The organism is Polaromonas sp. (genome assembly GCF_039932935.1).
GTDB lineage: Bacteria > Pseudomonadota > Gammaproteobacteria > Burkholderiales > Burkholderiaceae_C > Polaromonas.
The window spans coordinates 18,192-40,675 of sequence record NZ_JBDTPB010000106.1 but is presented as its reverse complement, the minus strand read 5'-3'; the positions used below and the strand labels follow the sequence as shown (position 1 = coordinate 40,675).

At 58.5% G+C, this 22,484-nt stretch carries 20 protein-coding genes; 4 read left to right on the top strand and 16 right to left on the bottom strand.

Features of this window, described 5'->3' with window-relative positions:
* Positions 1 to 15: 15 nt before the first annotated feature.
* From asnB to ABI546_RS17580, 6 genes are all read right to left on the bottom strand, one after another.
* Positions 16 to 1,770 carry an asparagine synthase (glutamine-hydrolyzing) gene (asnB, locus tag ABI546_RS17605; RefSeq protein ID WP_348048602.1) on the bottom strand — a complete coding sequence of 585 codons (1,755 nt, stop codon included), beginning with the start codon at positions 1,768 to 1,770 and terminating at the stop codon, positions 16 to 18.
* 9 nt (positions 1,771 to 1,779) lie between these two features.
* Complete coding sequence (gene gcvPB / locus ABI546_RS17600; protein ID WP_348048600.1) at positions 1,780 to 3,204, bottom strand: aminomethyl-transferring glycine dehydrogenase subunit GcvPB; 1,425 nt, start codon at positions 3,202 to 3,204, stop codon at positions 1,780 to 1,782.
* Between the two features lies 1 nt (position 3,205).
* Positions 3,206 to 4,606, bottom strand: coding sequence for an aminomethyl-transferring glycine dehydrogenase subunit GcvPA (gene gcvPA / locus ABI546_RS17595; RefSeq protein ID WP_348048598.1), 1,401 nt, complete (start codon positions 4,604 to 4,606; stop codon positions 3,206 to 3,208).
* Positions 4,607 to 4,707: 101 nt separating this feature from the next.
* Positions 4,708 to 5,262 carry a sugar transferase gene (locus ABI546_RS17590; protein WP_348048596.1) on the bottom strand — a complete coding sequence of 185 codons (555 nt, stop codon included), beginning with the start codon at positions 5,260 to 5,262 and terminating at the stop codon, positions 4,708 to 4,710.
* 4 nt (positions 5,263 to 5,266) lie between these two features.
* A complete protein-coding gene (locus ABI546_RS17585) occupies positions 5,267 to 6,064 on the bottom strand; it encodes an aldolase/citrate lyase family protein (RefSeq protein ID WP_348048594.1) in 798 nt (265 codons plus the stop codon).
* Between the two features lie 7 nt (positions 6,065 to 6,071).
* A complete protein-coding gene (locus ABI546_RS17580; protein WP_348048592.1) occupies positions 6,072 to 7,484 on the bottom strand; it encodes a lipid II flippase MurJ in 1,413 nt (470 codons plus the stop codon).
* A gap of 125 nt (positions 7,485 to 7,609) precedes the next feature.
* Here ABI546_RS17580 and lysS point away from each other — a divergent pair, with 125 nt between their 5' ends.
* The 4 genes from lysS to ABI546_RS17560 all read left to right on the top strand — a co-directional run bounded on the left by lysS (position 7,610) and on the right by ABI546_RS17560 (position 11,732).
* Positions 7,610 to 9,145 (top strand): lysine--tRNA ligase, encoded by a 1,536-nt coding sequence (lysS, locus tag ABI546_RS17575; protein WP_348048590.1) that lies wholly within the window; start codon positions 7,610 to 7,612, stop codon positions 9,143 to 9,145.
* Positions 9,146 to 9,206: 61 nt separating this feature from the next.
* Positions 9,207 to 10,106, top strand: coding sequence for a phytanoyl-CoA dioxygenase family protein (locus ABI546_RS17570; RefSeq protein ID WP_348048588.1), 900 nt, complete (start codon positions 9,207 to 9,209; stop codon positions 10,104 to 10,106).
* Between the two features lie 4 nt (positions 10,107 to 10,110).
* Positions 10,111 to 11,229: an acyltransferase gene (locus ABI546_RS17565; RefSeq protein WP_348048586.1), complete on the top strand. Its 1,119-nt coding sequence runs from the start codon at positions 10,111 to 10,113 to the stop codon at positions 11,227 to 11,229.
* Positions 11,226 to 11,732: a M48 family metallopeptidase gene (locus tag ABI546_RS17560; protein WP_348048584.1), complete on the top strand. Its 507-nt coding sequence runs from the start codon at positions 11,226 to 11,228 to the stop codon at positions 11,730 to 11,732. The genes ABI546_RS17565 and ABI546_RS17560 overlap by 4 nt, the downstream gene beginning before the upstream one ends.
* Before the next feature lie 137 nt (positions 11,733 to 11,869).
* Here ABI546_RS17560 and nagZ read toward each other — a convergent pair whose 3' ends face one another.
* From nagZ to ABI546_RS17510, 10 genes are all read right to left on the bottom strand, one after another.
* Positions 11,870 to 12,928: a beta-N-acetylhexosaminidase gene (gene nagZ / locus ABI546_RS17555; RefSeq protein WP_348048582.1), complete on the bottom strand. Its 1,059-nt coding sequence runs from the start codon at positions 12,926 to 12,928 to the stop codon at positions 11,870 to 11,872.
* 63 nt (positions 12,929 to 12,991) lie between these two features.
* Positions 12,992 to 13,390, bottom strand: a complete 399-nt coding sequence (gene acpS, locus ABI546_RS17550; RefSeq protein WP_348048580.1) for a holo-ACP synthase — start codon at positions 13,388 to 13,390, stop codon at positions 12,992 to 12,994.
* A 148-nt stretch (positions 13,391 to 13,538) separates the two neighbouring features.
* Positions 13,539 to 14,354, bottom strand: a complete 816-nt coding sequence (locus tag ABI546_RS17545) for a pyridoxine 5'-phosphate synthase (RefSeq protein WP_348048578.1) — start codon at positions 14,352 to 14,354, stop codon at positions 13,539 to 13,541.
* Positions 14,355 to 14,365: 11 nt separating this feature from the next.
* Complete coding sequence (gene recO, locus ABI546_RS17540; RefSeq protein ID WP_348048576.1) at positions 14,366 to 15,115, bottom strand: DNA repair protein RecO; 750 nt, start codon at positions 15,113 to 15,115, stop codon at positions 14,366 to 14,368.
* Positions 15,116 to 15,294: 179 nt separating this feature from the next.
* Positions 15,295 to 16,248, bottom strand: a complete 954-nt coding sequence (gene era, locus ABI546_RS17535) for a GTPase Era (protein ID WP_348048663.1) — start codon at positions 16,246 to 16,248, stop codon at positions 15,295 to 15,297.
* Between the two features lie 197 nt (positions 16,249 to 16,445).
* A complete protein-coding gene (rnc, locus tag ABI546_RS17530; RefSeq protein WP_348048574.1) occupies positions 16,446 to 17,147 on the bottom strand; it encodes a ribonuclease III in 702 nt (233 codons plus the stop codon).
* Positions 17,148 to 17,489, bottom strand: a complete 342-nt coding sequence (locus ABI546_RS17525) for a DUF4845 domain-containing protein (RefSeq protein WP_348048572.1) — start codon at positions 17,487 to 17,489, stop codon at positions 17,148 to 17,150. It abuts the gene before it with no gap.
* 67 nt (positions 17,490 to 17,556) lie between these two features.
* Complete coding sequence (gene lepB / locus ABI546_RS17520) at positions 17,557 to 18,528, bottom strand: signal peptidase I (RefSeq protein ID WP_348048570.1); 972 nt, start codon at positions 18,526 to 18,528, stop codon at positions 17,557 to 17,559.
* Positions 18,529 to 18,539: 11 nt separating this feature from the next.
* Positions 18,540 to 20,351 carry a translation elongation factor 4 gene (gene lepA / locus ABI546_RS17515; protein ID WP_348048568.1) on the bottom strand — a complete coding sequence of 604 codons (1,812 nt, stop codon included), beginning with the start codon at positions 20,349 to 20,351 and terminating at the stop codon, positions 18,540 to 18,542.
* A gap of 599 nt (positions 20,352 to 20,950) precedes the next feature.
* The gene (locus ABI546_RS17510; RefSeq protein ID WP_348048662.1) at positions 20,951 to 22,414 is read right to left on the bottom strand and encodes a DegQ family serine endoprotease; all 1,464 of its coding nucleotides are present in this window, start codon (positions 22,412 to 22,414) and stop codon (positions 20,951 to 20,953) included.
* Between the last annotated feature and the right edge of the window lie 70 nt (positions 22,415 to 22,484).

Sequence of the window (22,484 nt, the reverse complement as noted above, 5' to 3'; positions counted from 1 at the left end):
GCCTTCCGTCTTTAATTATGCGTTTTCGGGGAAAAATTCCTGTAGCCAGAGCTTTGTCATCAACAGAGTGCGCAGCTGTTTCGTGTGATTGTGCAGGCCGCTGCGATGCTCCTCCAACATCACCAGCAGCTCATTGCGGTCAAATCGGCCACCATCACGCAGACTCAGAACATCGCGCGCCCAGGTATAGAGCGGCCCTTTGATCCATTCGCCAATCGGCAGGGTTGGCATGGTCTTGGGACGGAAGACAAAATCGTGGTCGAAATAGCTCGCTGCGGCCTGCTTGAGAAAATGCTTGCCGATGCCATCACGGAACTTTGAAGTCACCGGGAGGCGTGCAAACATTTCACTGACACGATGATCGAGAAAAGGCGCCCGACCCTCGATTGACCAGCAGGCCCCCATACGGTCGCCCTTGACTGAATTGTTGCCCGGCATGAGCGAATTCAGCTCATAGGCTGCAACCTGCTCTGCCGGCTCAAGGTCGCCAAATGGCTCGATGATTTCCATGAACCTGTCGAGCGCGCCCTGGGTGTGCGGGAAAAAAGCCGGGCTCATCATGCGCTGACGGTCTTTTTCGGTGCTGTAGCTGATCAGGTCGAAGTAGCTGCGCATCGGAAAATTGGTGCGCGTCATCTCCGAAAAAAACTGTTCATTGTGACGGAAACCGAGCATCACCTCATCGGGGCCATCACCGGTAAACATCACGATTTTCCCCTGTTTGTGTGCCTCACGAGAAAGCAGGAAGAACAAAAAGAATGAAAAATCGCCATGCGGCTGCTCTGCATGCCGCACCACGGTTTGCGCAATCTCGGGAATATCGGCTGGTTTGATATCGAGCGGCTTGAGGTTGATGTCAAGCTCTAAAGCAACACGCTCAGCATAGGAATACTCCGAAAACCCTTTGTCCTCGATGCGCAGGCCGATCGCATCGAGCTCTGGCCGGTTCCATTGCGGCACAAGCCGATTGGCGATCACGGACGAATCGACGCCCCCAGAAAGAAAAAGCCCGCCGTCGACGTCAAATCGCATTTGCAGCTTGATCGCTTCGTTGAGCGCCTGCTCAAGCTGCTCCTGAGACGCGTCAACGCGAGGGCCATCGAGAGGCCAGCTCCAATAGCGGACCGGCTCGGAGAATTTTCCGGCACCATAGCGCATGAAAGTGCCCGGCGGCAGATGACGAATGCCTTCAAAGCAGGTCTCCGGCGGCGGGCAATAGTTGAAGGTAAATACATTGCCAAGCGCCGATTCGTTGACCTTTCGCTCAAATTTCGGCAGCGCGAGGATGGCTTTTATCTCGCTGGCGAAAGCCAGGCCGCCCTGGTAATGTGCGTAAAAACACGGTTTGATGCCCTGGCGGTCACGCGCAAGCATGCCGGTTTCTGTCCGTTGGTCCCAGATGAAAAAAGCAAACATGCCGACCAGGTCGTCGAGCATTTTCTCGCCTTTTTCGCACCACAAGTGCACCAGCACTTCGGTATCACAGCGCGACTTGAACCTGTAGCCCTTGGCCTTGAGCTGTTCGCGTAACTCGATGAAATTGAAGATTTCGCCGTTGAAAATGACCCAGACCTTGCCGTCGGTACTTGACATCGGTTGCATGCCATTTTCGGGGTCAACCACAGCAAGCCGTGCGTGACCCAGCACAGCTTGCCCAAGGTCTTCAACCCCCTGCTCATCGACCCCGCGATACTTGATGCTGTCGATCATCTTCCAGACATCGTCTTTGGTCGTACCCGCAGCGTTGACCACGCCAGCTATTCCACACATGGCAAATCCTTAAGTCTTCAAATCAATTCGTGCAATTTTCCGGCTCAGCGGCGCGCTTTCGACGAGTGCTTCGTCGGTAGCATCCTCATCAAAGACCCGCTGGAAAATTTCCACCTGGTAGTCAAGGCTCGCCTTGGTCTCGGTTTCCGTCGGCTCGATCAACATCGCCGACTTGAGATCGCCGGGAAAATAAACGCAGCCCGCGCCTACCAGCGTTGGCGGATGAATGCCGTAGTCAATCAATCGCTTGGCGAACTGACGTGCCGAGGTGTTGAGCTTCTCGCCCGACAACAGGGTTTCATGTTTGCAGAATTGGTCGTAGACCGGCGGCAGCATAGGCGCAAGCCGGTGTTGCAGGTAATTGGCGTTCAGCACCGCGTTTTCGGATGCCTGACGCAACCCGGCTCCACCCATGGTGCGCAAGTAGCCGTAAGCACGCAGCAATACGCCAACATGACCGTGAAAGCTCTTCATGCGGCCGATGGACAATGGTCGCGCATCATCTTGCTGCGCTATGCCGTTCCTGCGAACTGCAATCGGTCTCGGCAAATAGGCTGCCAGCGCAGCTTTGACTGCGACCGGGCCGGCGCCCGGTCCGCCCCCGCCGTGCGGCGTGGAAAAGGTCTTGTGCACATTGACGTGGACCACGTCAAAACCCATGTCGCCAGGGCGCACGATGCCCATCAACGCGTTGAGGTTGGCGCCATCGTAATAGAGCAACGAACCATTGGCATGAACCGCGTCGGCAATCTCGACGATCTGGTCCTCAAACAGGCCCAGGGTTGAAGGATTGGTCAGCATGAAAGCCGCGACATCGGGAGTCAGCATCCTGCGCAGCGCGGCAAGATCGACCCGGCCCTTGAGGTCGGATGGCACGATACGGCAATCAAAGCCAGCCATCGCGGCCGAAGCCGGATTGGTGCCATGTGCGGAGTCGGGTACCAGCACCACCGGGCGCCGGTTATTCAGCCGCGCAAAATGTGCGCGGATCACCAGCAGCCCCGCAAGTTCGCCATGGGCACCCGCAGCGGGCGCCAGGCAGCAGGCGTCCATGCCCGTGACCTCGCAAATCATGGCCTGCAGCCGCTCGTACATTTCCCAGACGCCGCCCAGCGTGTCGGTGTCCTGCATCGGGTGAGCATTGGCAAAACCCGAAAGGCGCGCAAGTTCGTCATTGCGCTTCGGGTTGTATTTCATCGTGCATGAGCCAAGTGGATATGGCCCGTTGTCGACGCCATGCGACTCCTGGCTCAGGCGCGTGAAATGCCTGACGACGTCAACCTCGCTGACTTCGGGAAGCCCGATGGCTGTACGGGGTCTCGCAAAAGCCGGCGGCACAGGGACCTTCACTGGCAGACGCCCGGCAAAAACATCGCTGGCTGCGCCGGGACGATGCAATTCGGTGATGGTCTGGGAAGCGGACGTAGCAGCCATCTCAGCACTCCCGCAGGCAAGCCTGCGCACGCGCAGCATAAGCCTCTATATCAGCACGGGATTTGGTTTCAGTGACTGCTACCAGCAGGCCGCGGTCATGGCCCGCCAACGCAGCTTCGACCGGCACACCCGCAAAAAACCCCAGCTTGCGCATGCGCGCACAAAAGACGGTGGAAGGAACCGGTAATTCGACCGAAAATTCGTTGAAAAAAGTGCCGCTGCGCAGCGGCCTGACGCCGGGCAACGCTATCAACAGCTCGTACAGCAAAGCCGCATTGGCTGCATTGGCTTCGGCGATTCGCATGAAATTTGCGTCACCCAGACAGGCCAGGTAAATAGCAACTCGAATCGCATTGAGCGCCTGGTTGGAACAAATGTGGCTGGTAGCCTTGTCGCGTGCCACGTGCTGCTCGCGGTCTTCCTTGACCAGCGCATACCCAAGTTTTCCGTTGAGGTCGTGCACCCTGCCGACCAGCCGGCCCGGCAGGTACCGTTCAAGGGGTTTGCTGCAGGCAATGATGCCAACATAAGGCCCGCCCGCACTGAGCGGCAAACCGAGCGGTTGGCCTTCGCAGACAACAATGTCGGCACCGAGCCTGCCAGGCGCTTCGATCCAGCCGCAAAGCAGCGGGTTGACACACACGCCAAGCAGTGCATGCCCCTGTTTGCAAATCGGCGAAAGTGCGGCGACGTCCTCAACAACGCCAAAGGCATTGGGGCTTTGCAGCACCACACCAGCAACATCGCCGGATGCCAACAATGCGGCCAGTGCCGCTGCGTCGATCTGACCGGTGCCAACGTCATGCCCTACGCTGTCGAGCCGCACACCACGCGGCTCCAGATAGGTTGTTAGCACTTCGCGGTATTCCGTCCAGAGGGCTTGGGTTACCACTATGCGGCGCTTGCCACTGGCCGAGCACATCATCCAGCACGACTCGGCAAGCGCCGTCGCGCCGTCATAAACCGAGCAATTGACCGACTCCTGGCCCAGCAACTTGCCCACGAGCACCTGAAACTCAAACAGGGCCTGCAGCAGGCCCTGGCTCATTTCGGGTTGATAAGGCGTGTAGGCCGTAAGAAATTCGCCGCGGGAGACGATGGCATCGACAACGGCTGGAATGTAATGCTCGTAGGCGCCGTTACCGAGAAAATTTGAATGCGTGAGCACTGTTTGGTTCAGCCCGGCCATCGCCAGGACATCACGCATCAGCTCCCATTCGCTGAGCGCGGGGGGCAGGTCAAGCTCGCGCCGAAGGCGAACCTGCTGCGGCACATCCGCAAACAGCTGCTCCACCGAAAAAAGCCCCATCGCCTCGAGCATCGCCTGCCGGTCGGAACCCGTATGAACGTTGTAACCGATCGGCTTTTGCTCCATGACAGATTCAGCTTGTCTTTGGTTCACGGTGTTTCAGCGGCCAGGGCGCTGGTTTGGGGGAGTCGGCTGCGATAGCGGGATTATAGAGTCCGCCCCCCGTTCCACGCGAACGGTATCCCCATCCGGGTTCAATTGGCATGCCTCCCGCCGAGCTGCATCAGAGTTGCCCACAATATCTGGATATCACTCCACCAGGAAACCTCACAGACATACTGCAAATCGAGTTCAAGACGGCGTTCCCAGGAAATATTCGAACGTCCGTTAACCTGTGCCAATCCCGTGATTCCAGGTCTCACGCTGCAGCGTCGCACCCAGTCCTCCGGCACATATAACGGCCGTTGGGCCTCCACGTCAGGACGGGGGCCAACCAGGCTCATGTCACCCTTGAGTACGTTGAGCAGCTGTGGCAATTCGTCGATGCTGGTGCGACGAATAAATCGTCCCACACGCGTGATCCGCAAATCGCCGGCCTCGGTGAAATATGGGCCCGCTGCGGCTGCATCGTTTCGCATGCTACGAAACTTGAAGATCTTGAAGCTGCGACCACCAAGCCCAACCCGGTTTTGACAAAAAAATACAGGGGGACCGTTGTCCAGAACGATCGCGAGCGCGACTAGCAACAGCAGCGGCAGGAGTAATAGCAAGGCCAGCAGCGACAGGACAGTATCCAGCAGGCGCTTCATGCGTTTATGCCTTCGGCACAAGTTGACGCGCGACCAAGTTTTCGATGAGCCTGCGATCAGCCGCGATTGCGGCAGCATCGCGCAAAGCCAATTCGCTCTCAGCTCGTCGCAACTCGCTAACCGCCGCTTCGAAAGATAATTGCTGACCGGGCTGATTGAAGGTGCGCGACAAGATCACAGCCTGCGATCCAAGGCGCAGGTGCTCCGCAAGGACTATCCGCCCAGGCACCCTGCCCTCGCCGAGACGGGCAATACCGCCGAAGCCGAAATTTTTACTTGCTCGCATACAAATTTCAGCCACGCGATCAACATGCCCCTGAATCAGAGGCTCGAACATAAAGCTGCAGCCCAGCGACAAATGCAGGTCGTTAAGTCCCACGAAAACTTCCGCCAACCCAGGCGTATCTATCCAGTCCTGAATTGACGTCAATGCCTCTGCGGTCTCAAGCAACGCCACGATCGGGACGCGTCCGCCTACTATGGCGGAAAATTCGTGCAGTTGCGCCTTTGACCGAAACATCGGCAGCATAAGTAAATCCGCCCCTTGGGCCAACACAGCCTCTACTTCGACCCGGCTACCCGGATTTGGCGGATTAATCCGCACCATGAGACGTGACCGTCGCAATACAGTCTTAATGCGCGACACATCCTCGATTTGATGCTCGCTAATAAACGTGTTCCTGCCGGCCTGGCGCTCGGCTTTTCCAAGGCGTTCGAGATCGACAAACAACCTCATACCGTTGAGCGCGTCACAGCGACGCGCAAAGTCGGGATCGTTGGTTATCTGCAAAAATTCGATCATGGTCAGATTATCGTTTCAGCGCGGCCCGAAGCACCGGACTACAAAAGTAGCTCACCGTCAATAATAAACAAGCCAAGGTTGCCGAGATGATGAGCATCAGAGGCCGATTAAATCCGGCAACCACAGGTTTGCTCGTGGCCAGTGCCCCACAAAGCAGGACCGGCACGGCCAGTTCGCGCCACGGTAAGGCCCGCCACGCCAAGTCGCGCGCGAACCAGATCAGCACAACTGCAATTGCGGCGAGCGTCAATACCAAGGACAGCATCATGCCCGGCCCTCCGGTGACTCTGCTCAGCGCTAGTCCGAGCAAGCCCGCGCCATAGGCCATCACTACGACCGGCAATCGCTTCGCAGTCGCCAACACCAGAACCAGCACGGCGATCAAGGCCTGCGGCAGTAACGTCCAGGCGCTCAACGCCGCCCATTGGGCCACCTCCATAACCTGCGCGGACTCCATACGGCCCCATCCGAAAAGCAGCCGGGTCAGCGGTTCGGCGGCCAACCAGAGCCCGAGCGAAGCGGCGCAGGCCAAAGTCCATGAGAGCATGAAAGCAGCGCGCAATTGCACTGTAAATTCACGCCCAGCCGCGTGAGCGCGGGCGAAAGCGGGAAAAGCCAGCACGGCAACGACCTGGATCGCGAGCTGGTTGGGCAGTTCGGCAAGTTTCCAGGCATAGTTGAAGGTCGCCAGCGCCCCTTCCCCGCTACCCGACACCAGGCTACGTGCGAGTAAGGGCAGCGTGGCTGGCAAACTGGTGGCCAACAGGGCCCAAACCCAGATATTCCAGTGCGGAAGGCCCTCGACAATCTCGCCGCTTGGCGCCAGCGGCGGGCCCAACCGGCCCAGTCGCCACTTCAAAAACAACAGGCGCGTCAGAAAAGCAAGCAGCAGTCCGGCCCCAAGTAGGCTGACAATGAGCAGGGGCTCAATGCGTGAAGCGGCCAGCAACATTGCAACGATCACGACGCCCGTATGTACAACATTCATGCCGTACATGCCTACGACATCGCGTTCGTGTTGCAAGCGGGTATACCAAACCAACGTAAGAAGTGAAGCCGGCACAGCCAGCGCAGCCCAACGCATGGCGATCACGACTTCGCCCCCCAAGGCATCGCGCACTCCCGGCGCAAGCCATCCACCCAGTATCGACGGCATCAAGATAATCCAGACGGCCAGAGCCACGCCCGCACCGAGGAATAATTGGGAGGCACGGCGCTGGCTCCGGGCCAAGGCCTGTGGCGCTTGCCCGGCCCACCAAGGCAGCAACGCGTAAGACAGCGCACCTCCCGCCAGAATGGCACTGGCAAGATCGGGCAAGGTCAACATCAGCACAACCACATCAGCGACCCCGGTCGTGCCAAAAGCCCAAGCCTGGACAGACTCCCGTGCCAGCCCCAAAACCCGGCTGAGCAGCAGCAAACCCAGCGAAATCAACCCGGCGCGAAAGTACATGAACGAGATTATCAGGCGATCCGATACATGACTTTGGCCACTCATATCCGTAAAAACCTAAAATCACGACTTTCGACCAAAAGATAACATCCATGTCCGACCAACAAATGCCTGTCACGCCGACCCAGGACGAGAACCAGCTGATCGCCGAACGACGGGAAAAACTCAAAGCCATCCGGAGCAAGGGCGTTGCCTTTCCGAATGATTTCAAGCCCACGGACCGTGCGGCGGCATTGCAGGCTGCGCACGGACATAAAGATACCGAGACACTGGCGGCTGAAGCCACACCAGCCAAAATCGCCGGCCGCATGATGCTAAAACGCGTGATGGGCAAAGCGAGCTTTGCCACCCTGCAGGACAGCACAGGCCGCATTCAGATATTTTTAACACGCGATGATGTCGGCGAGGAGCTTTACGCGGCCTTCAGGCACTGGGATCTCGGCGACATCGTCGCAGCCGAGGGTCGAGTCTTCAAGACAAAGACGGGTGAGCTTTCGGTTCACGTAACCAGCCTGCGGCTGCTGACTAAAAGTTTGCGGCCCATGCCCGACAAGTTTCACGGCATGGCCGATCAGGAGCAGAAGTACCGCCAGCGGTATGTCGATCTCATGATGGATGAACAGGCGCGCAAGCGCTTCATAGCCCGTAGCAAGGCTGTCAACGCGATCCGCGAATTCATGGTGAACCACGAATTTCTCGAGGTCGAGACGCCGATGTTGCACCCGATCCCGGGCGGCGCCAACGCCAAGCCGTTTAAAACCCATCACAACGCACTGGATCAGGAGATGTTCCTGCGCATTGCGCCTGAGCTTTACCTTAAGCGGTTGATCGTGGGCGGCTTCGAGCGTGTATTCGAAATCAACCGCAGCTACCGCAACGAGGGTATTTCGGTGCGCCATAACCCTGAGTTCACGATGATGGAATTCTACGCAGCTTACTGGAATTACCGTGACCTCATGGATTTCACCGAGTCGTTGATTCGCGACGTCGCACAAAAGGTATGTGGTTCACTGCAGCTAAGCTATGGAACCGGCCGGTCAGGGGGGCCGATAGATCTCAGCGCGCCGTTTGAGCGCCTGACGATTCGTGAGGCCATCATCAAATACACCGAGGCGGGTTCACACGTGGACGACAGTGTCTGGCTCACCAATGGCCTCAAACAACTCGGCATGAACGAGGAAAAAGACCGGCTATCAACCCGGTCTCTTGCCAGCCTTCAAGTGATGTATTTTGAAGAGCGGGTAGAAGAAAAACTCTGGCAGCCGACGTTCATCATGGAGCACCCGACCGAAATCTCGCCGCTGGCTCGAGCCAATGATGAGCGGCCCGAGGTGACCGAACGCTTCGAGCTCTATATCACCGGCCGCGAATTCGGCAATGGTTTCAGTGAGCTCAACGATGCCGAGGAGCAGGCGGCGCGTTTTCAGTCCCAGGTTGCAGCCAAAGACAGTGGCGATGACGAGGCGATGTTTTACGACCATGATTTTGTACGCGCCCTCGAATATGGAATGCCCCCCACTGGCGGCTGCGGCATTGGCATCGACCGGCTCATGATGCTGTTGACCGACAGCCCCAGTATCCGTGATGTCATCCTGTTTCCCGCATTGCGATACCAGCCCGAGGCTTGAGGTCAGCATCCCGCGCTCCTGCGCACCGGCTCACTCGCGCAACCTCACAAAGGAATCATCGATGTCAGCGCTCAAGCAAATCCTGGCCAATAAGTCGCTGGCCTACTACTATGCGCAGAAAGGCGTACGCATTCTGCCGCTGCGCCGCGCTCTTGGTGCCTGCGTCGCCAGGCTGATGAAGCTCGGCGGCGGAAAACTCGCTCCGCCTGAGTCCGGCACGGTTGCGCAGCGCCTGAGCCAAGAGCTTGAAAATACCGGTTTTGCCGCATTACCCGAGAAGGTGCTTAGTGCGGGAAAACTAGAAGAAATACATTGCCAACTGAAAACATGTCCGTTATACGACTACTACGGCTCGGATAAAACCTACAAGCTTGCGGCTGTTCCAGCCGACGTCATAAAGGTCCGCTATGGTCATGCCGACGTATTGGCTTGCCGGGGACTGATGGACTTGGCCAACGATCCTGACATCCTGCAAGCAGTGGCACAGCGGCTGGGTGCAACACCAATCCTCGCCACGGTCGACGCCTGGTGGACCCTTGGCGAGCACAATCGGGCCGCCAACAAGGCCTTTGACGACATCTACCATCGTGATGCCGACGACCTGCGCTTCGTCAAGCTTTTTGTCTATCTGACCGATACCAGCCTCACCAGTGGTGCCCATCGCTTTGTACTAGGCTCGCATGCCGATGACCGCTTTGTACGACGCGGGCCAATCCGCGACGAGGATGTCGAAAGTGCTTATCCCGCCGCAGCTATGCTGACCGTGACCGGCAGCGCCGGCACAGGCTTTCTGGAGGAAACGTGGGGCATACATCGCGCCATGCTGGCGACCGAAGGGCGGCGCTTGATCTTCTCGGCTATCTATACCCTGGCGGCGCAAACGCCTTTTGCACCAGCCAAGCCGTTGCTGCCGCTGCCCAGCGGATACAACCGCTACGTCAATCGTCGGCTTTTTTACTAGCATCGTGGCCGCAGCATCCTTTGGCTCGGCCAACGCGCCCGGCCGCATTCTCGGCTGGGATTTGCTACGCGGTTGCTGTGCCTATGCCATCATCAGCTACCACCTGATGGCCTGGCAGAAGGTCGCAGACATCCACACCATCGGTTTCTATGGTGTTTACCTGTTCTTTGTGTTGAGCGGTGCCAGCCTTGTACTTAACTACCACGAGCAATTCCGGACCGGATTCAGCTTGCCGGTGTGGCTTCGTTTTCTTTTCGTGCGCTATATGCGGTTGCTGCCGCTTTTCGCGGTTCTGGTTGCGATTTCACTGCTCTGGAAAATCAAGACCGGGGGGGCAACCCCTGCACTGCTGATCAAGGCTTTGCTCAACCTCAGCTTCACTTTTGGCCTCTTCGATCCGGCACTGAGCTCAATGGTGGTCGGCGGCTGGTCGCTCGGCATTGAATTTGTTTTCTACCTCATGTTCCCGCTGTTTGTCTGGCTGCTCGGTAGCAGTGCAACAAACTGGCGACGCTGGAGTGTTTTCGCTGCACTGATAGCACTACAGTTTTACTGGATAGCAACGACAATCGCACTCGACGCCCTGTCGCTGAAATCACTCTCGGCATACCACCAAGTTCCGGCTTTTTCCGCTTACTTCTTTGGTGGTTGCATCATCGGCTGGTTTTACCTGAAAAAGCGACCGACAACCGTGATAACCGGCTGGTTGTGCACAGCCGGCATCTTGTTGGGAGGTGGATTAATGGTCGGGCTCAACAATGTTGACGACCCAGCTTCCGTGCTCACCGGATGGCGGGGCGCAGCGCTGACGACCCTGTGTTTTGCGCTGGTATGGTGGGCCGGGCTAGCGAACTTCAGCCCGCGCTTTTCTGCTTGGCCGACTTTTATGGGCGATGTGACTTACGGTGTTTACCTAATCCATCCCGTGCTCTATTTCGGCCTAGCCTTCGCCGTGGCGCCCAAGCTCGGCTGGCTGGATGTCGCAGCCGGTCCATCGCCGACCGCATTAGCGCTAGGCACCGCCATCGTGCTGATGACCAGTTTGCTGGCTTACATCAGCGAAAAATATTTCGAACAACCTATACGGCGCTGGAGTGTGCGTCGCCATCGGGCGGCTCGATGAAATACCTCGCAGGCTACCCAGAAAACCTGCAAGCCCAGATACAACAGCTGCTGACGCAAGGCCGGCTGGGGGAGGTGCTACTCGCCAAATACCCCCTCGCCCATGGCGTGCGGACGGACAAGGCCCTGTACGACTACGTGATGGGTCTCAAAAGCGAGTTTTTACGCAGCTCGGAGCCGCTATCCAAGGTCGCGTTTGACAGCAAGCTGCACGTGATTGCCCATGCGCTGGGCACGCACACCACCGTTTCCAGGGTCCAGGGCAGCAAACTCAAGGCCAAGCGCGAAATCCGAGTGGCCACGCTGTTTAGGGAAGCACCGGAAGAGTTTCTGAGGATGATTGCGGTCCACGAGCTTGCCCACATCAAGGAAAAAGCGCACGACAAGGCTTTCTACCAGCTCTGCACCCATATGGAGCCGCACTACCACCAGTATGAATTTGACCTGCGGGTATACCTGACGCACATGGACGCGGCGGGCAGGCTGGAGTGGCCTTCCGCCTGAAAACGCGACCCGGCCAAGCGGAATTTTCACGAATCAGCCATCAGACCAGATTTATGAAAAAATGGCCTGAAACCCAATAAGGACGAGCGCAAGCTGCTATATATTTAATAGCAAACCACAACCACCAGAACGCGATATCAGGGAATCAGTCCCATCGCGTGCATATAGGCCGGGTGCAGCATCAGTTCATCCCATTCGTGTGCTGGTGTTGCGGGCAGCAGGTCCAGGCGGCGCAACTCGCTGGACTCCAGCGCCTCCCATCGCCCTTTGAGCAGCGCTTCGGCCATGCCGTCCAGCAGCTCATCCACCGGCTTGCCTTCACCCACCGACTGGTTGCACAGCAGAACCATGTCGCAACCGGCGTTAAGCGCCGTGACGGCGGCCTCGGTGTAGCTGACTTCCTTGCCGTCAATGAGCCGTGCGCCGGCCATGCTCAGATCGTCGCTGAAAATCGCGCCGCCAAAGCCCAGTTGGCCGCGCAAGATGTAGGTGAGCCACTTTTCTGAAAAGCCGGCCGGCCGGGCATCCACCCTGGGGTAGATGACATGCGCCGGCATGACGCTGGTGAGCGTGGTGTTAAGCCATTCATACGGTGCTGCGTCGTCGGCCAGGATGGCCTTCAGGCTGCGCCTGTCGACAGGAATGTCGGTGTGGGAGTCTGCCTTGACAAAACCATGGCCGGGAAAATGCTTGCCGCAATTGGCCACGCCGGCTTGCAGCAGGCCATGCATCAGGCTTTTGGCCAGCAGCGTGACCACGCGGGGGTCACGGCCAAAGGCGCGGTCACCAATCACACCGCTCTCTCCCCAGTCCAGGTCCAGCACCGGGGTAAAGCTGAAATCAACACCGCAAGCGCGCAGCTCGGCACCCAATACATAGCCGCAGGCAGTGGCGGCATTGGTGGCCGCCAGTTGATCTTTCATCCACAGCGTGCCAAGTGCGCGCATGGGCGGCAGGTGGGTAAAACCATCCGTCCTGAAGCGTTGCACACGACCGCCTTCGTGGTCTACGCAAATCAGCAAATCCTGCCGGATGCTTTTGATCTCGGCGCAGAGCGCAGCGAGCTGCCAGCGGTCTTGCCAGTTGCGGGCGAACAAGATGACGCCGCCAGTCAAGGGATGCTTCAGGCGGCGGCGGTCGGCCTTGGTCAGGGTAAGGCCGGCGATGTCGATGATGAGGGGAGCGTGCTGGGTCATGGAATTGAAATCAGGAATGAATAACTATTAAATTGATAGCTGGTGGCGCACGGCTGGCAGGCGCTAGGGGCTGTTTTTCTCTACAACCACAAAGCTGGCGGCGTAATCTGTTTCATCGGTGACGGAGACATGGGCGGAGAGCTGGCGGGCTTCAAACCAGGCCTTGAGCGTGCCGTGCAGCACGATCTCGGGCTTGCCGCTGGGCGCCTTGGCAATTTCACAGCTGCGCCACGTCATGGGCATGCGCATGCCGAGGCCAATCGCCTTGCTGAAAGCCTCTTTGGCTGAAAACCGGGTGGCAAGGTAGCTGACGCCGCGGTCGGGCCAGCGGGCGCTGCGGAGTTTCCACGTGGCGAGTTCGCCGTCGCTCAAAATCCTGCGGGCAAAACGTTCGCCATGCCGTTCAAGGCTGGCGCGGATGCGCCGGACATCGCAGATGTCGGTGCCGATGCCATAGATCATGGAGCCCCCACCGTAATCATGGAGCCCCCACGGTCGCCCACTTGCGTGTGGCTTCCTGCCCCCCGAGGGGGCCGCCCGCCTGCGGCCCGGCGAAGCCGGTTCCGCGGCTCATGCTGGTACGTCATGGAAGTCTCACAGCCGCGGGAATTCATGCGGATACGAACGCCTGGTCTATGCAGCGCAAATAGTCTTGCACTGTCGCCGCATAGCCCTGCTCCAGCGCATCGGCAATGAGTGCATGCCCAATGGAGACTTCCAGCACGCCGGGCACGGCCGCCAGAAACTCGGTGAGGTTGTCTCGGTTCAGGTCGTGGCCGGCATTCACTCCTAAATTGATAGCTGCTGCCGCCCGTCCTGCTTCGGTGAAACGGCTTAAAGCCTTCAGTTTTTCGGGGCCGCCCCAGGCTCGCGCGTAAGTTTCCGTGTAGAACTCCACACGGTCGGCGCCCACCGCTTTGGCTGCCGCCATGGCTTCAGGAACCGGGTCCATGAAAAGGCTGACCCGTACACGGCGATCGTGCGCCTCTTCAATCAGCGGCCGCAGGCGCTCGGCGTCTTCGGGGAAGTTCCAGCCATGGTCGCTGGTGAACTGGTCTTCGCTGTCGGGCACAAAGGTGCACTGATGCAGCGGCAGACCCCGGGCAGCCAGGTCGTGCACAAAAACCATCAAATTCTGGAACGGATTGCCTTCGATGTTGAATTCGCGATCAGGCCAGTCTTTCATCAGGGCCGCGAGTTCAAAGACGTCATCTGCCCGAATATGCCGCTCGTCGGGACGCGGATGCACCGTGATGCCCTGGGCCCCTGCCTGCAGGCAAATTTCTGCGGCACGGCGCACGCTGGGAATGTCCAGGTGGCGGGTATTGCGCAGCAAAGCCACCTTGTTGACGTTGACGGACAAGGCGGTCTTGTGAGGCGCCACCGGGAACTCCGGCGCATGCGAGGCGGGGGAAAAGGGTTTCATGGCAGTACTCATTAAAAGGCTTGCAGGTCCATCATCATTTGCCGCGTTTTCAGGACCTTGACGCCGCAATGGTAGTGCAGCAGGCTGCGCAGCTGGGTTTTCAGTTCACTGAACCCCGGAATACATGCCCGGACCGTGTCGGAGAAAAGGGCCTCGTCGCCCAACGCCTGCTGCAGCGCCTGCCATTGATCACCAGGCAGGCTGACACGGTCATCGTCGTGCGCCTGCCTGAGGCCCGCTTCTGGCACCAGTACGTAGCGGGTGTCCGCAGATACGGGCGCCAGCGTCGCCGTTTCGACGTCCAGCAGCGGCAAGAGCCCGATGTCGCGCAACAGCCGCAACTCGAAAGCGCGCAGCGCGATTTGCAGCGTGTCGGCGCTCTGCGCAGCAATCAGCTGCACCGTGGCCGCATAAGCATCAAACAACACCGGGTGCGGGTCGTCGCGGGCCATGAGGCGCATCAGCAACTCGTTGAGGTAATAGCCCGACAGCAGCGCGTCGCCGGTGGGCATGACATGGCCACCCTGCCATTCGGCGCTTTTAAGGGTGCGTATCTCGGCATCGCCACCAAAGGCAATGTGCAGCGGCTGCAGAGGCAGCAAAATCGGCCGGAAGCTGGAGCTGGGTTTTTTGGCCCCCCGCGCCACCAGCGCCACCCGCCCGTATTTGCGCGTGAACACCTCCAGGATCAGGCTGGACTCGCTCCAGTCGTAGCGATGCAGGACGTAGGCAGGTTCGTCGCCAATGCGTTTAGTCGCCATAGGCGTCAGGCATAGGATTCGCAGCGGCCTTTTGGGAGGCCTGGGGTTGGCGCTCCGCAAGCCATCTTTGAGGCGCCCCTCCCCACCAGCAGGGGCCGCGGAACCGGCTTTGCCGGGCCGCAGGCGCAGCGACCCCCTCGGGGGGCAGCGCATTACACGAAGTGAAAAGCGTGGGGGCCCTACTCATACCCGAACGTTTTGACCCGTGCCTCGTCGTCAGCCCAACCCGAGCGGACCTTGACCCAGATTTCGAGAAACACCTTGCCGCCGGTCAGGGTCTCAAGCTCATGCCGGGCTTCAGTGCCTATACGCTTGAGCTTTTCGCCTTTCTCGCCAATGATCATGCCCTTGTGGCCATCACGTTCCACCACAATCGTGGCGGCAATCTTTCGCAAATTACCCTCTTCTTCGTATTGATCAATGATGACCGTCGAGGTATAGGGGAGCTCGTCTCCTGTGAGGCGAAACAGCTTTTCGCGAATGATCTCGGCAGCCATGAAACGGTCGCTCCGGTCGGTCAGTTCGTCGGCGCCATACATCCAGGGCTGGACCGGCAGGTATTTTTCGCAGATACCGAAGAGGCGCTCAATGTCCTTGGCGTTGTTGGCCGACATGGGCACGAATTCGGCAAAATTGTGCCGCTCCTGCATTTCCTTGAGCCAGGGCGCGATCTCGGCACGGCGATGAATCAGGTCAAACTTGTTGGCCAGCAAAATCGCGGGCGTTTTTTCGGGCAGCAAGGCCAGTACTTTCGCGTCGGCCTGGTTGAACTGGCCGGCTTCCACCACAAAGACGATCAAGTCCACGTCGTTGACAGCGCCGACCACAGTGCGGTTCAACGAACGGTTCAGCGCATTGCCGTGCCGGGTTTGAAAGCCTGGCGTGTCCACGAAGACATATTGCGTGGCCTGGACCGTACGCATACCGGTGATGCGGTGGCGCGTGGTCTGGGCCTTGCGCGAGGTGATGCTGATTTTTTGCCCCACCAAGGCATTAAGCAAAGTGGATTTACCCACATTGGGCTTGCCCACGATGGCGATCAGGCCGCAGCGCTGCTCGCCGGCCGGTGGTGGGGGGGCGGCGTCGGCGGCAGGTACCGCCGCTCCGCGCGAAGACAGCGCCTGCGTCAGCATCGCTTCCAGCGCGTCGGGCGGCTGGGCGGCTTCAAGAGATTTGGCCTCCCGCGCCTTGGGTTTAGCCGCCCGCTTGACTGGCGGTGTAGCCGCCGGGGCGGCGATCGCCTTTTTTGGCGTTTGGGGTTCTTTTTTACCTGTACTCATAATCTAGTGTGTTGGCCTGCACCCCGTGAGGCGGCTGCCCCGGCGCAGAGTCAGGATTCCAGTGTTTTGACAAACATCAGCATGGCCGCCGCTGCGGCCTGCTCTCCGGCTCGGCGAGACCCGCCGATGCCGCGCTCGGCCCGGCCGTACTCGGCGATCTCGCATTCCACATCGAAGGTCTGCTTGTGGGCCGCCCCCATGGTGCCCACCACGCGGTAAATTGGCAGGTTCATTTTGCGCCCCTGTAACCACTCCTGCAATTCGGTTTTCGGGTCTTTGCCGATAGCCTGCATTTGCGGGTTGATTTCCACGTCCTTGAACAGGCGGCGCACCAAACCATCGGCGGTTTCGAAGCCAGCGTCCAGGTAGACGGCGCCTATGACGGCCTCCAGCGCATCGGCAAGGATGGAAGGGCGTTTTTGTCCGCCCGATTTCGCCTCGCCTTCACCCAGCCGGATCAGCTCAGGCAGTCCTAGTACGACGGCCAGGTTGTGCAGGGTGTCCTGCTTGACCAGGTTCGCCCGAACCCGCGAAAGGTCGCCTTCGGGCAAAGAACTGAGCTGCTCGTAAAGCAGTCCCGCAACAGCCAGGTTCAGGACGGAGTCGCCCAAAAACTCGACACGTTCATTGTGATCGGCGGAAAAGCTGCGATGCGTCAGCGCCTGCTGGAGTAGCCTGGGATCGGAAAAATCATGCTGCAGGCGCTTTTGCAGGGCCAGCAAACCAGGACTTGAAGCAGCACTGGCTCGCACTTACTTGGCACGGCCGTTGTACTTGAGCAGCAGAAAAGCCGGGCCCGCCATGTGGATTTCTTTGTTATAGGCGAAGGCTACAACGGTTTTATCGCCCTCTTTGGTCACTTCAAGGTCCTTGCCTGTAATTGACTTGATATCGTCAATCTGGGCGGCCTTGTCGAAGATGGACCGCGCTTCGGCCACGGTGTTGCCTTCCCTGGCCTTGCCTGCGGCCTTGTTGATGGCCTGGTATTCCACCAGCGTCGGAAAAACCTGGGCGGCCAAAATACCGCCACACACAAGAATGCCACCCACAAACAGAATGCCAATAAAGGAAATGCCACGTTGATGATGTTTCATTTTTTCTCCTGCTCTGACTTGAAAAGTCTGCCGCACTGCACCGGATTCATCCCCGGGCGCATCGTGCTTATTCGAAAGACCCAATACGCTTGAGGTTGCCGAAATTCATCCAGACAAAAAAGGCTTTGCCGACGATGTTTTTATCTGGAACAAAGCCCCAATAACGGGAATCCAGCGAATTATCGCGGTTGTCCCCCATCATGAAGTACTGTCCCTCCGGCACCTTGCAAACCACGCCTTCGCTACTGTAACGGCAATTTTCCTTGAAAGGAAAGTCCATGACCTCCCGCTCATCGAGCCCGGAACGGCGCGCGTCGTCGTTCAGCAGGCGGTATTTCCTGGTGCCGTTGACTTCTTCGAACTGTTTGGCGTAGCGCAAGGTGTCCTCGTCAAAAAATTCGGGCAGTGGCGTCTTCACCAAGGGCTTGCCATTGATGGTCAGTTTCTTGTTGAGGTAGGCAATTTCATCGCCAGGCACGCCGACCACACGCTTGATGTAGTCCAGGCTGGGCTTGGGCGGATAGCGAAACACCATCACGTCACCGCGCTGCGGGCTGTTGTTGTCCAGCACCTTGATATTGAGCACCGGCAGGCGGACGCCGTAATGAAATTTGTTGACCAGGATCAGGTCATTGACCAGCAGGGTCGGGATCATCGAGCCAGAAGGAATCTTGAACGGCTCAAACAGAAAAGAGCGGAGCAGGAACACCACCACGATCACCGGAAAGAGGCCAGCGGTCCAGTCCAGCCACCAGGGCTGCATGATGAGCCGGGTTCTGGCTTCGTCGACATGGTTGTCAAGCTGGTTGATGCCTTTTTCCGCGAGTTCGGTCTGCCGCCTGGCAGCGCTTTCCTCCAACGCCGCCGCCGCACGATAACGCTGCGGCAGAAAGTAAAACCGCTCGGCCAGCCAGTAAATCCCGGTGACCACCGATGCCAGAAACAAAAGCAGGGAAAAGTTGCCTTCGACGACACCGAAATACCAAGCCGCGCCATAGCCCACAAAGGCCGCCAGCACAACGGCCGTGATCGAACTCATTGCGCCGCGCATTAGTCTTCCACCTGCAAAATGGCCAGGAAGGCTTCCTGGGGTACTTCAACGGAACCGATTTGTTTCATGCGTTTTTTACCCGCTTTTTGTTTCTCAAGGAGCTTGCGCTTTCGTGAAATGTCGCCGCCGTAGCACTTGGCGATCACGTTTTTGCGCAGCGCCTTGATTGTCTCACGCGCAATAATGTTGGCCCCGATGGCTGCCTGAATCGCGACATCAAATTGCTGACGCGAAATGATTTCGCGCATTTTGGCCACCACTGCCCGCCCGCGATAGGCCGACTGGCTGCGGTGAACGATGATGGAAAGGGCATCAACCTTCTCCCCGTTCAGCAGGATGTCGACCTTGACCACGTCGGAGGCCCTGAACTCCTTGAATTCATAGTCCATGGACGCGTAGCCGCGCGAGACGGATTTGAGCTTGTCGAAGAAATCCAGCACGATTTCGCCCAGCGGCATTTCGTAGGTCAGCATGACCTGCTTGCCGTGATAGGCCATGTTCAGCTGGATACCGCGCTTCTGGTTGGCTAGGGTCATGACCGCCCCCACGTAATCCTGCGGCATATAAAGATGCACCGTCACGATGGGTTCGCGAATCTCGTTGACTTTTCCGCCGTCGGGGATTTTCGACGGGTTCTCGACCCTGATGGTTTCGCCGTCGGACCGGAGCACCTCATACACCACGCTGGGGGCTGTGGTGATCAAGTCCTGGTCGAACTCACGCTCGAGCCGCTCCTGGACGATTTCCATGTGCAGCAGGCCCAGGAAGCCGCAGCGAAAGCCAAAGCCCAGGGCTTCGCTGACTTCCGGCTCGTAATGCAGCGACGCATCGTTGAGCTTGAGCTTTTCAAGCGCATCGCGCAGTGACTCATACTCGCTGGCTTCTGATGGATAGAGACCCGCAAACACCGCCGGCTGGATTTCCTTGAAGCCGGGCAATGCCTCGGTGGCCGTGAAGGCGGCTCCGCCCGTGCCGGGCTTGATGAGGGTGACGGTGTCGCCCACCCTGGCAGCCTGGAGCTCCTTGATCCCGGCAATCACAAAACCCACTTCGCCAGACTCCAGCGCCTGACGAGGTTCAGTATGCGGCGTGAAGACGCCAAGCTGCTCGGCGTTGTACATCGCCTCGCTCGCCATGAGCTTGATGCGGTCGCCCTTGGCGAGCCGGCCGTCTACGACGCGCACCAGCATCACAACACCTACATAGGCGTCGTACCAGCTGTCGATGATCATGGCGCGAAGTGGGCCGTCCGGGTTGCCCTTGGGCGACGGGATCCTGGCGACGACGGCTTCCAGAATTTCGTCGATGCCCATACCCGTCTTGGCGCTGCAGGGAATCGCGTTGGTCGCATCGATGCCGATCACTTCTTCGATTTCCTGCTTGGCGTTCTCAGGGTCGGCTTGCGGCAAGTCCATCTTGTTGAGCACCGGCACTACTTCGACGCCGAGGTCCAGCGCGGTGTAGCAGTTGGCAACGGTCTGCGCTTCAACACCCTGACTCGCGTCGACGACAAGCAACGCGCCCTCGCATGCGGACAGGGAGCGGCTCACTTCGTAGGAAAAGTCGACATGGCCCGGCGTGTCGATCAGATTGAGGTTGTAGACCTTGCCGTCGAGTGCCTTGTATTTGAGCGCGGCGGTCTGCGCCTTGATGGTTATCCCACGCTCTTTTTCAATATCCATCGAATCCAGAACCTGCGCGCTCATCTCTCTGTCCTGCAAACCGCCGCAACGCTGGATGAGCCGGTCAGCCAGCGTGGATTTGCCGTGATCAATGTGGGCAATGATCGAAAAATTTCTGATGTGATTCATCAACGAGGACGCCTAAGTACTTGAAAGTATTGCGAAGAGATTGAACGTAATTCGCGAGGGCCATAAAAAAGGGCGCGTCGAGTAGCGACGCGCCCTGAACCAACAATCTATGGCAACTGCGATAGTTGGAACTTCATTGTAGGCAAAAAGCTGGGACCGAACAGTCCCGAAATGGCCATATTTTTGTCGTTGCAGGCTAGCAACAGGAAACTTATGCACAACTTATTCACAATTTTGTATTGCTTGTCTCTGGACAACTTGTGGGTGATCTGTGGACCGTTCTGTATTAAGCAAAATAAAGAGGGAAACCACAGTTTTACCTAATCTGATATATCCAAATCAGCTAGGTGGGAGCCTGCATTCTACCGAAAACGGTCCATGAACCGTTTTAATGTAAGCAAGCACTAACAAAAATAACGCCCTGCGAACGGAAAAATATATTTTTGCGAGCGCCCTATTTACAGGCCCAGGCAGCAAAAACCCCCATGGCCCGACAGGGTATGGGGGTTAATACGTCCTAAGGCATGCTCCCTGGCAAGCGGCTTAGAACTCGCACTTCCGGGGCGCCCCTTTAAGAAGCGCCTCTTTAGGAAGCGCTCTTAACGAGTGGGCCTGATCAGTGCGTATTGCGCCCATTCGCCACGGCGAAATAGCACGTTGATGGCCTTGGACTTGTCGATTTTGGCAAGGGCCGCTTCAAACTCCTTGACGCTGGTGACCTCGGCGTTGGCGATCGCAACAATCACATCGCCCTCTTTCAGGCCCGCACGCGCAGCAGCCGCTTCAGCCGTGTCCACCTTGACGCCACCTTTGATCTTGAGTTCTTTCCTCTGTGCGTCGGGCACTTCACTGACGGCCAAGCCCAGGGCTTGAGCGGCACCCGCTACCGGCGGCTTGGTTTCAGGGCCTGCCGACGCTTTTCGCGCAGGTTTTTCTGGCTCGACCTCACCGATGGTGACGGAGAGATCCTTGCTCGCACCACGCCGGAAAACAGTCACCAAGGCCTTGGTGCCTGGTTTCACATTGCCAACCATGCGTGGAAGGTCGCTGGATTTTTCGATCGGCTTGCCATCGAACTTGATGATGATGTCGCCGGCCTCCACGCCCGCTTTTTCCGCGGGCGCGCCACTTTCGACCCCTCTGACCAATGCGCCCTGGGCCTTGCCCAGCCCGATGGACTCCGCCACTTCCTTGGTGACCTGGTCGATCTGCACGCCGATCCGGCCGCGTGTGACCTTGCCGGATGTCCGCAGCTGGTCGGATACGCGCGCCGCTTCGTCAATGGGAATGGAAAAAGAAATGCCCTGGAAACCGCCGGAACGCGAATAAATCTGGCTGTTGATGCCAACCACTTCTCCGCGCATGTTGATCAGCGGCCCGCCGGAATTGCCGGGGTTGATGGCCACGTCGGTCTGGATGAAAGGCAGGTAGTCGCCGGTGTCCCGCTGCTTGGCGCTCACAATGCCTGCCGTCACGGTGTTTTCGAGGCCGAAGGGCGAGCCGATGGCCATCACCCATTCCCCTACCTTGAGGCGGTTGATATCGCCAATTTTCACGGCGGGAAGTCCCGTCGCCTCGATCTTGACCACGGCCACGTCGCTGCGCTTGTCTGCGCCAATGATCTTCGCCTTGAACTCGCGCTTGTCCGTCAGGGTAACGATGACCTCATCGGCACCTTCCACCACATGGGCATTGGTCATCACGAAACCGTCGGCGGTCAAAATGAAGCCTGACCCCACGCCGCGCGGCTGGTCTTCGTCAGGCTGGTTGCGCTCAGGCCGGGGAGCGCGGGGCATGTTGGGAGGAACGGGGATGCCAAAGCGCTTGAAAAATTCCAGCATCTGCTCATCGGCGCTTCCGGACGCCGCTGCCTTGGCTTTCTCCAGCGTGCGGATGTTGACCACCGACGGCCCCACCTGCTCCACCAGATCGGTGAAATCAGGCAATGTGCGGTTTTGCGCCCAGACCGGCGCAGCCGGCACCACTGTCAAGACGGCGGTGCTCCCTATCAGGGCAGCCGTGAGGCAAGAGCGCAGTGTTTTCCGATTCATTTTTTCAAGCATCATCAGCCTCATCATGTGTGTTGTCATCTGGCAATCACCCCTTGCAGGCCACCCGAAAATGGCGCGAAGG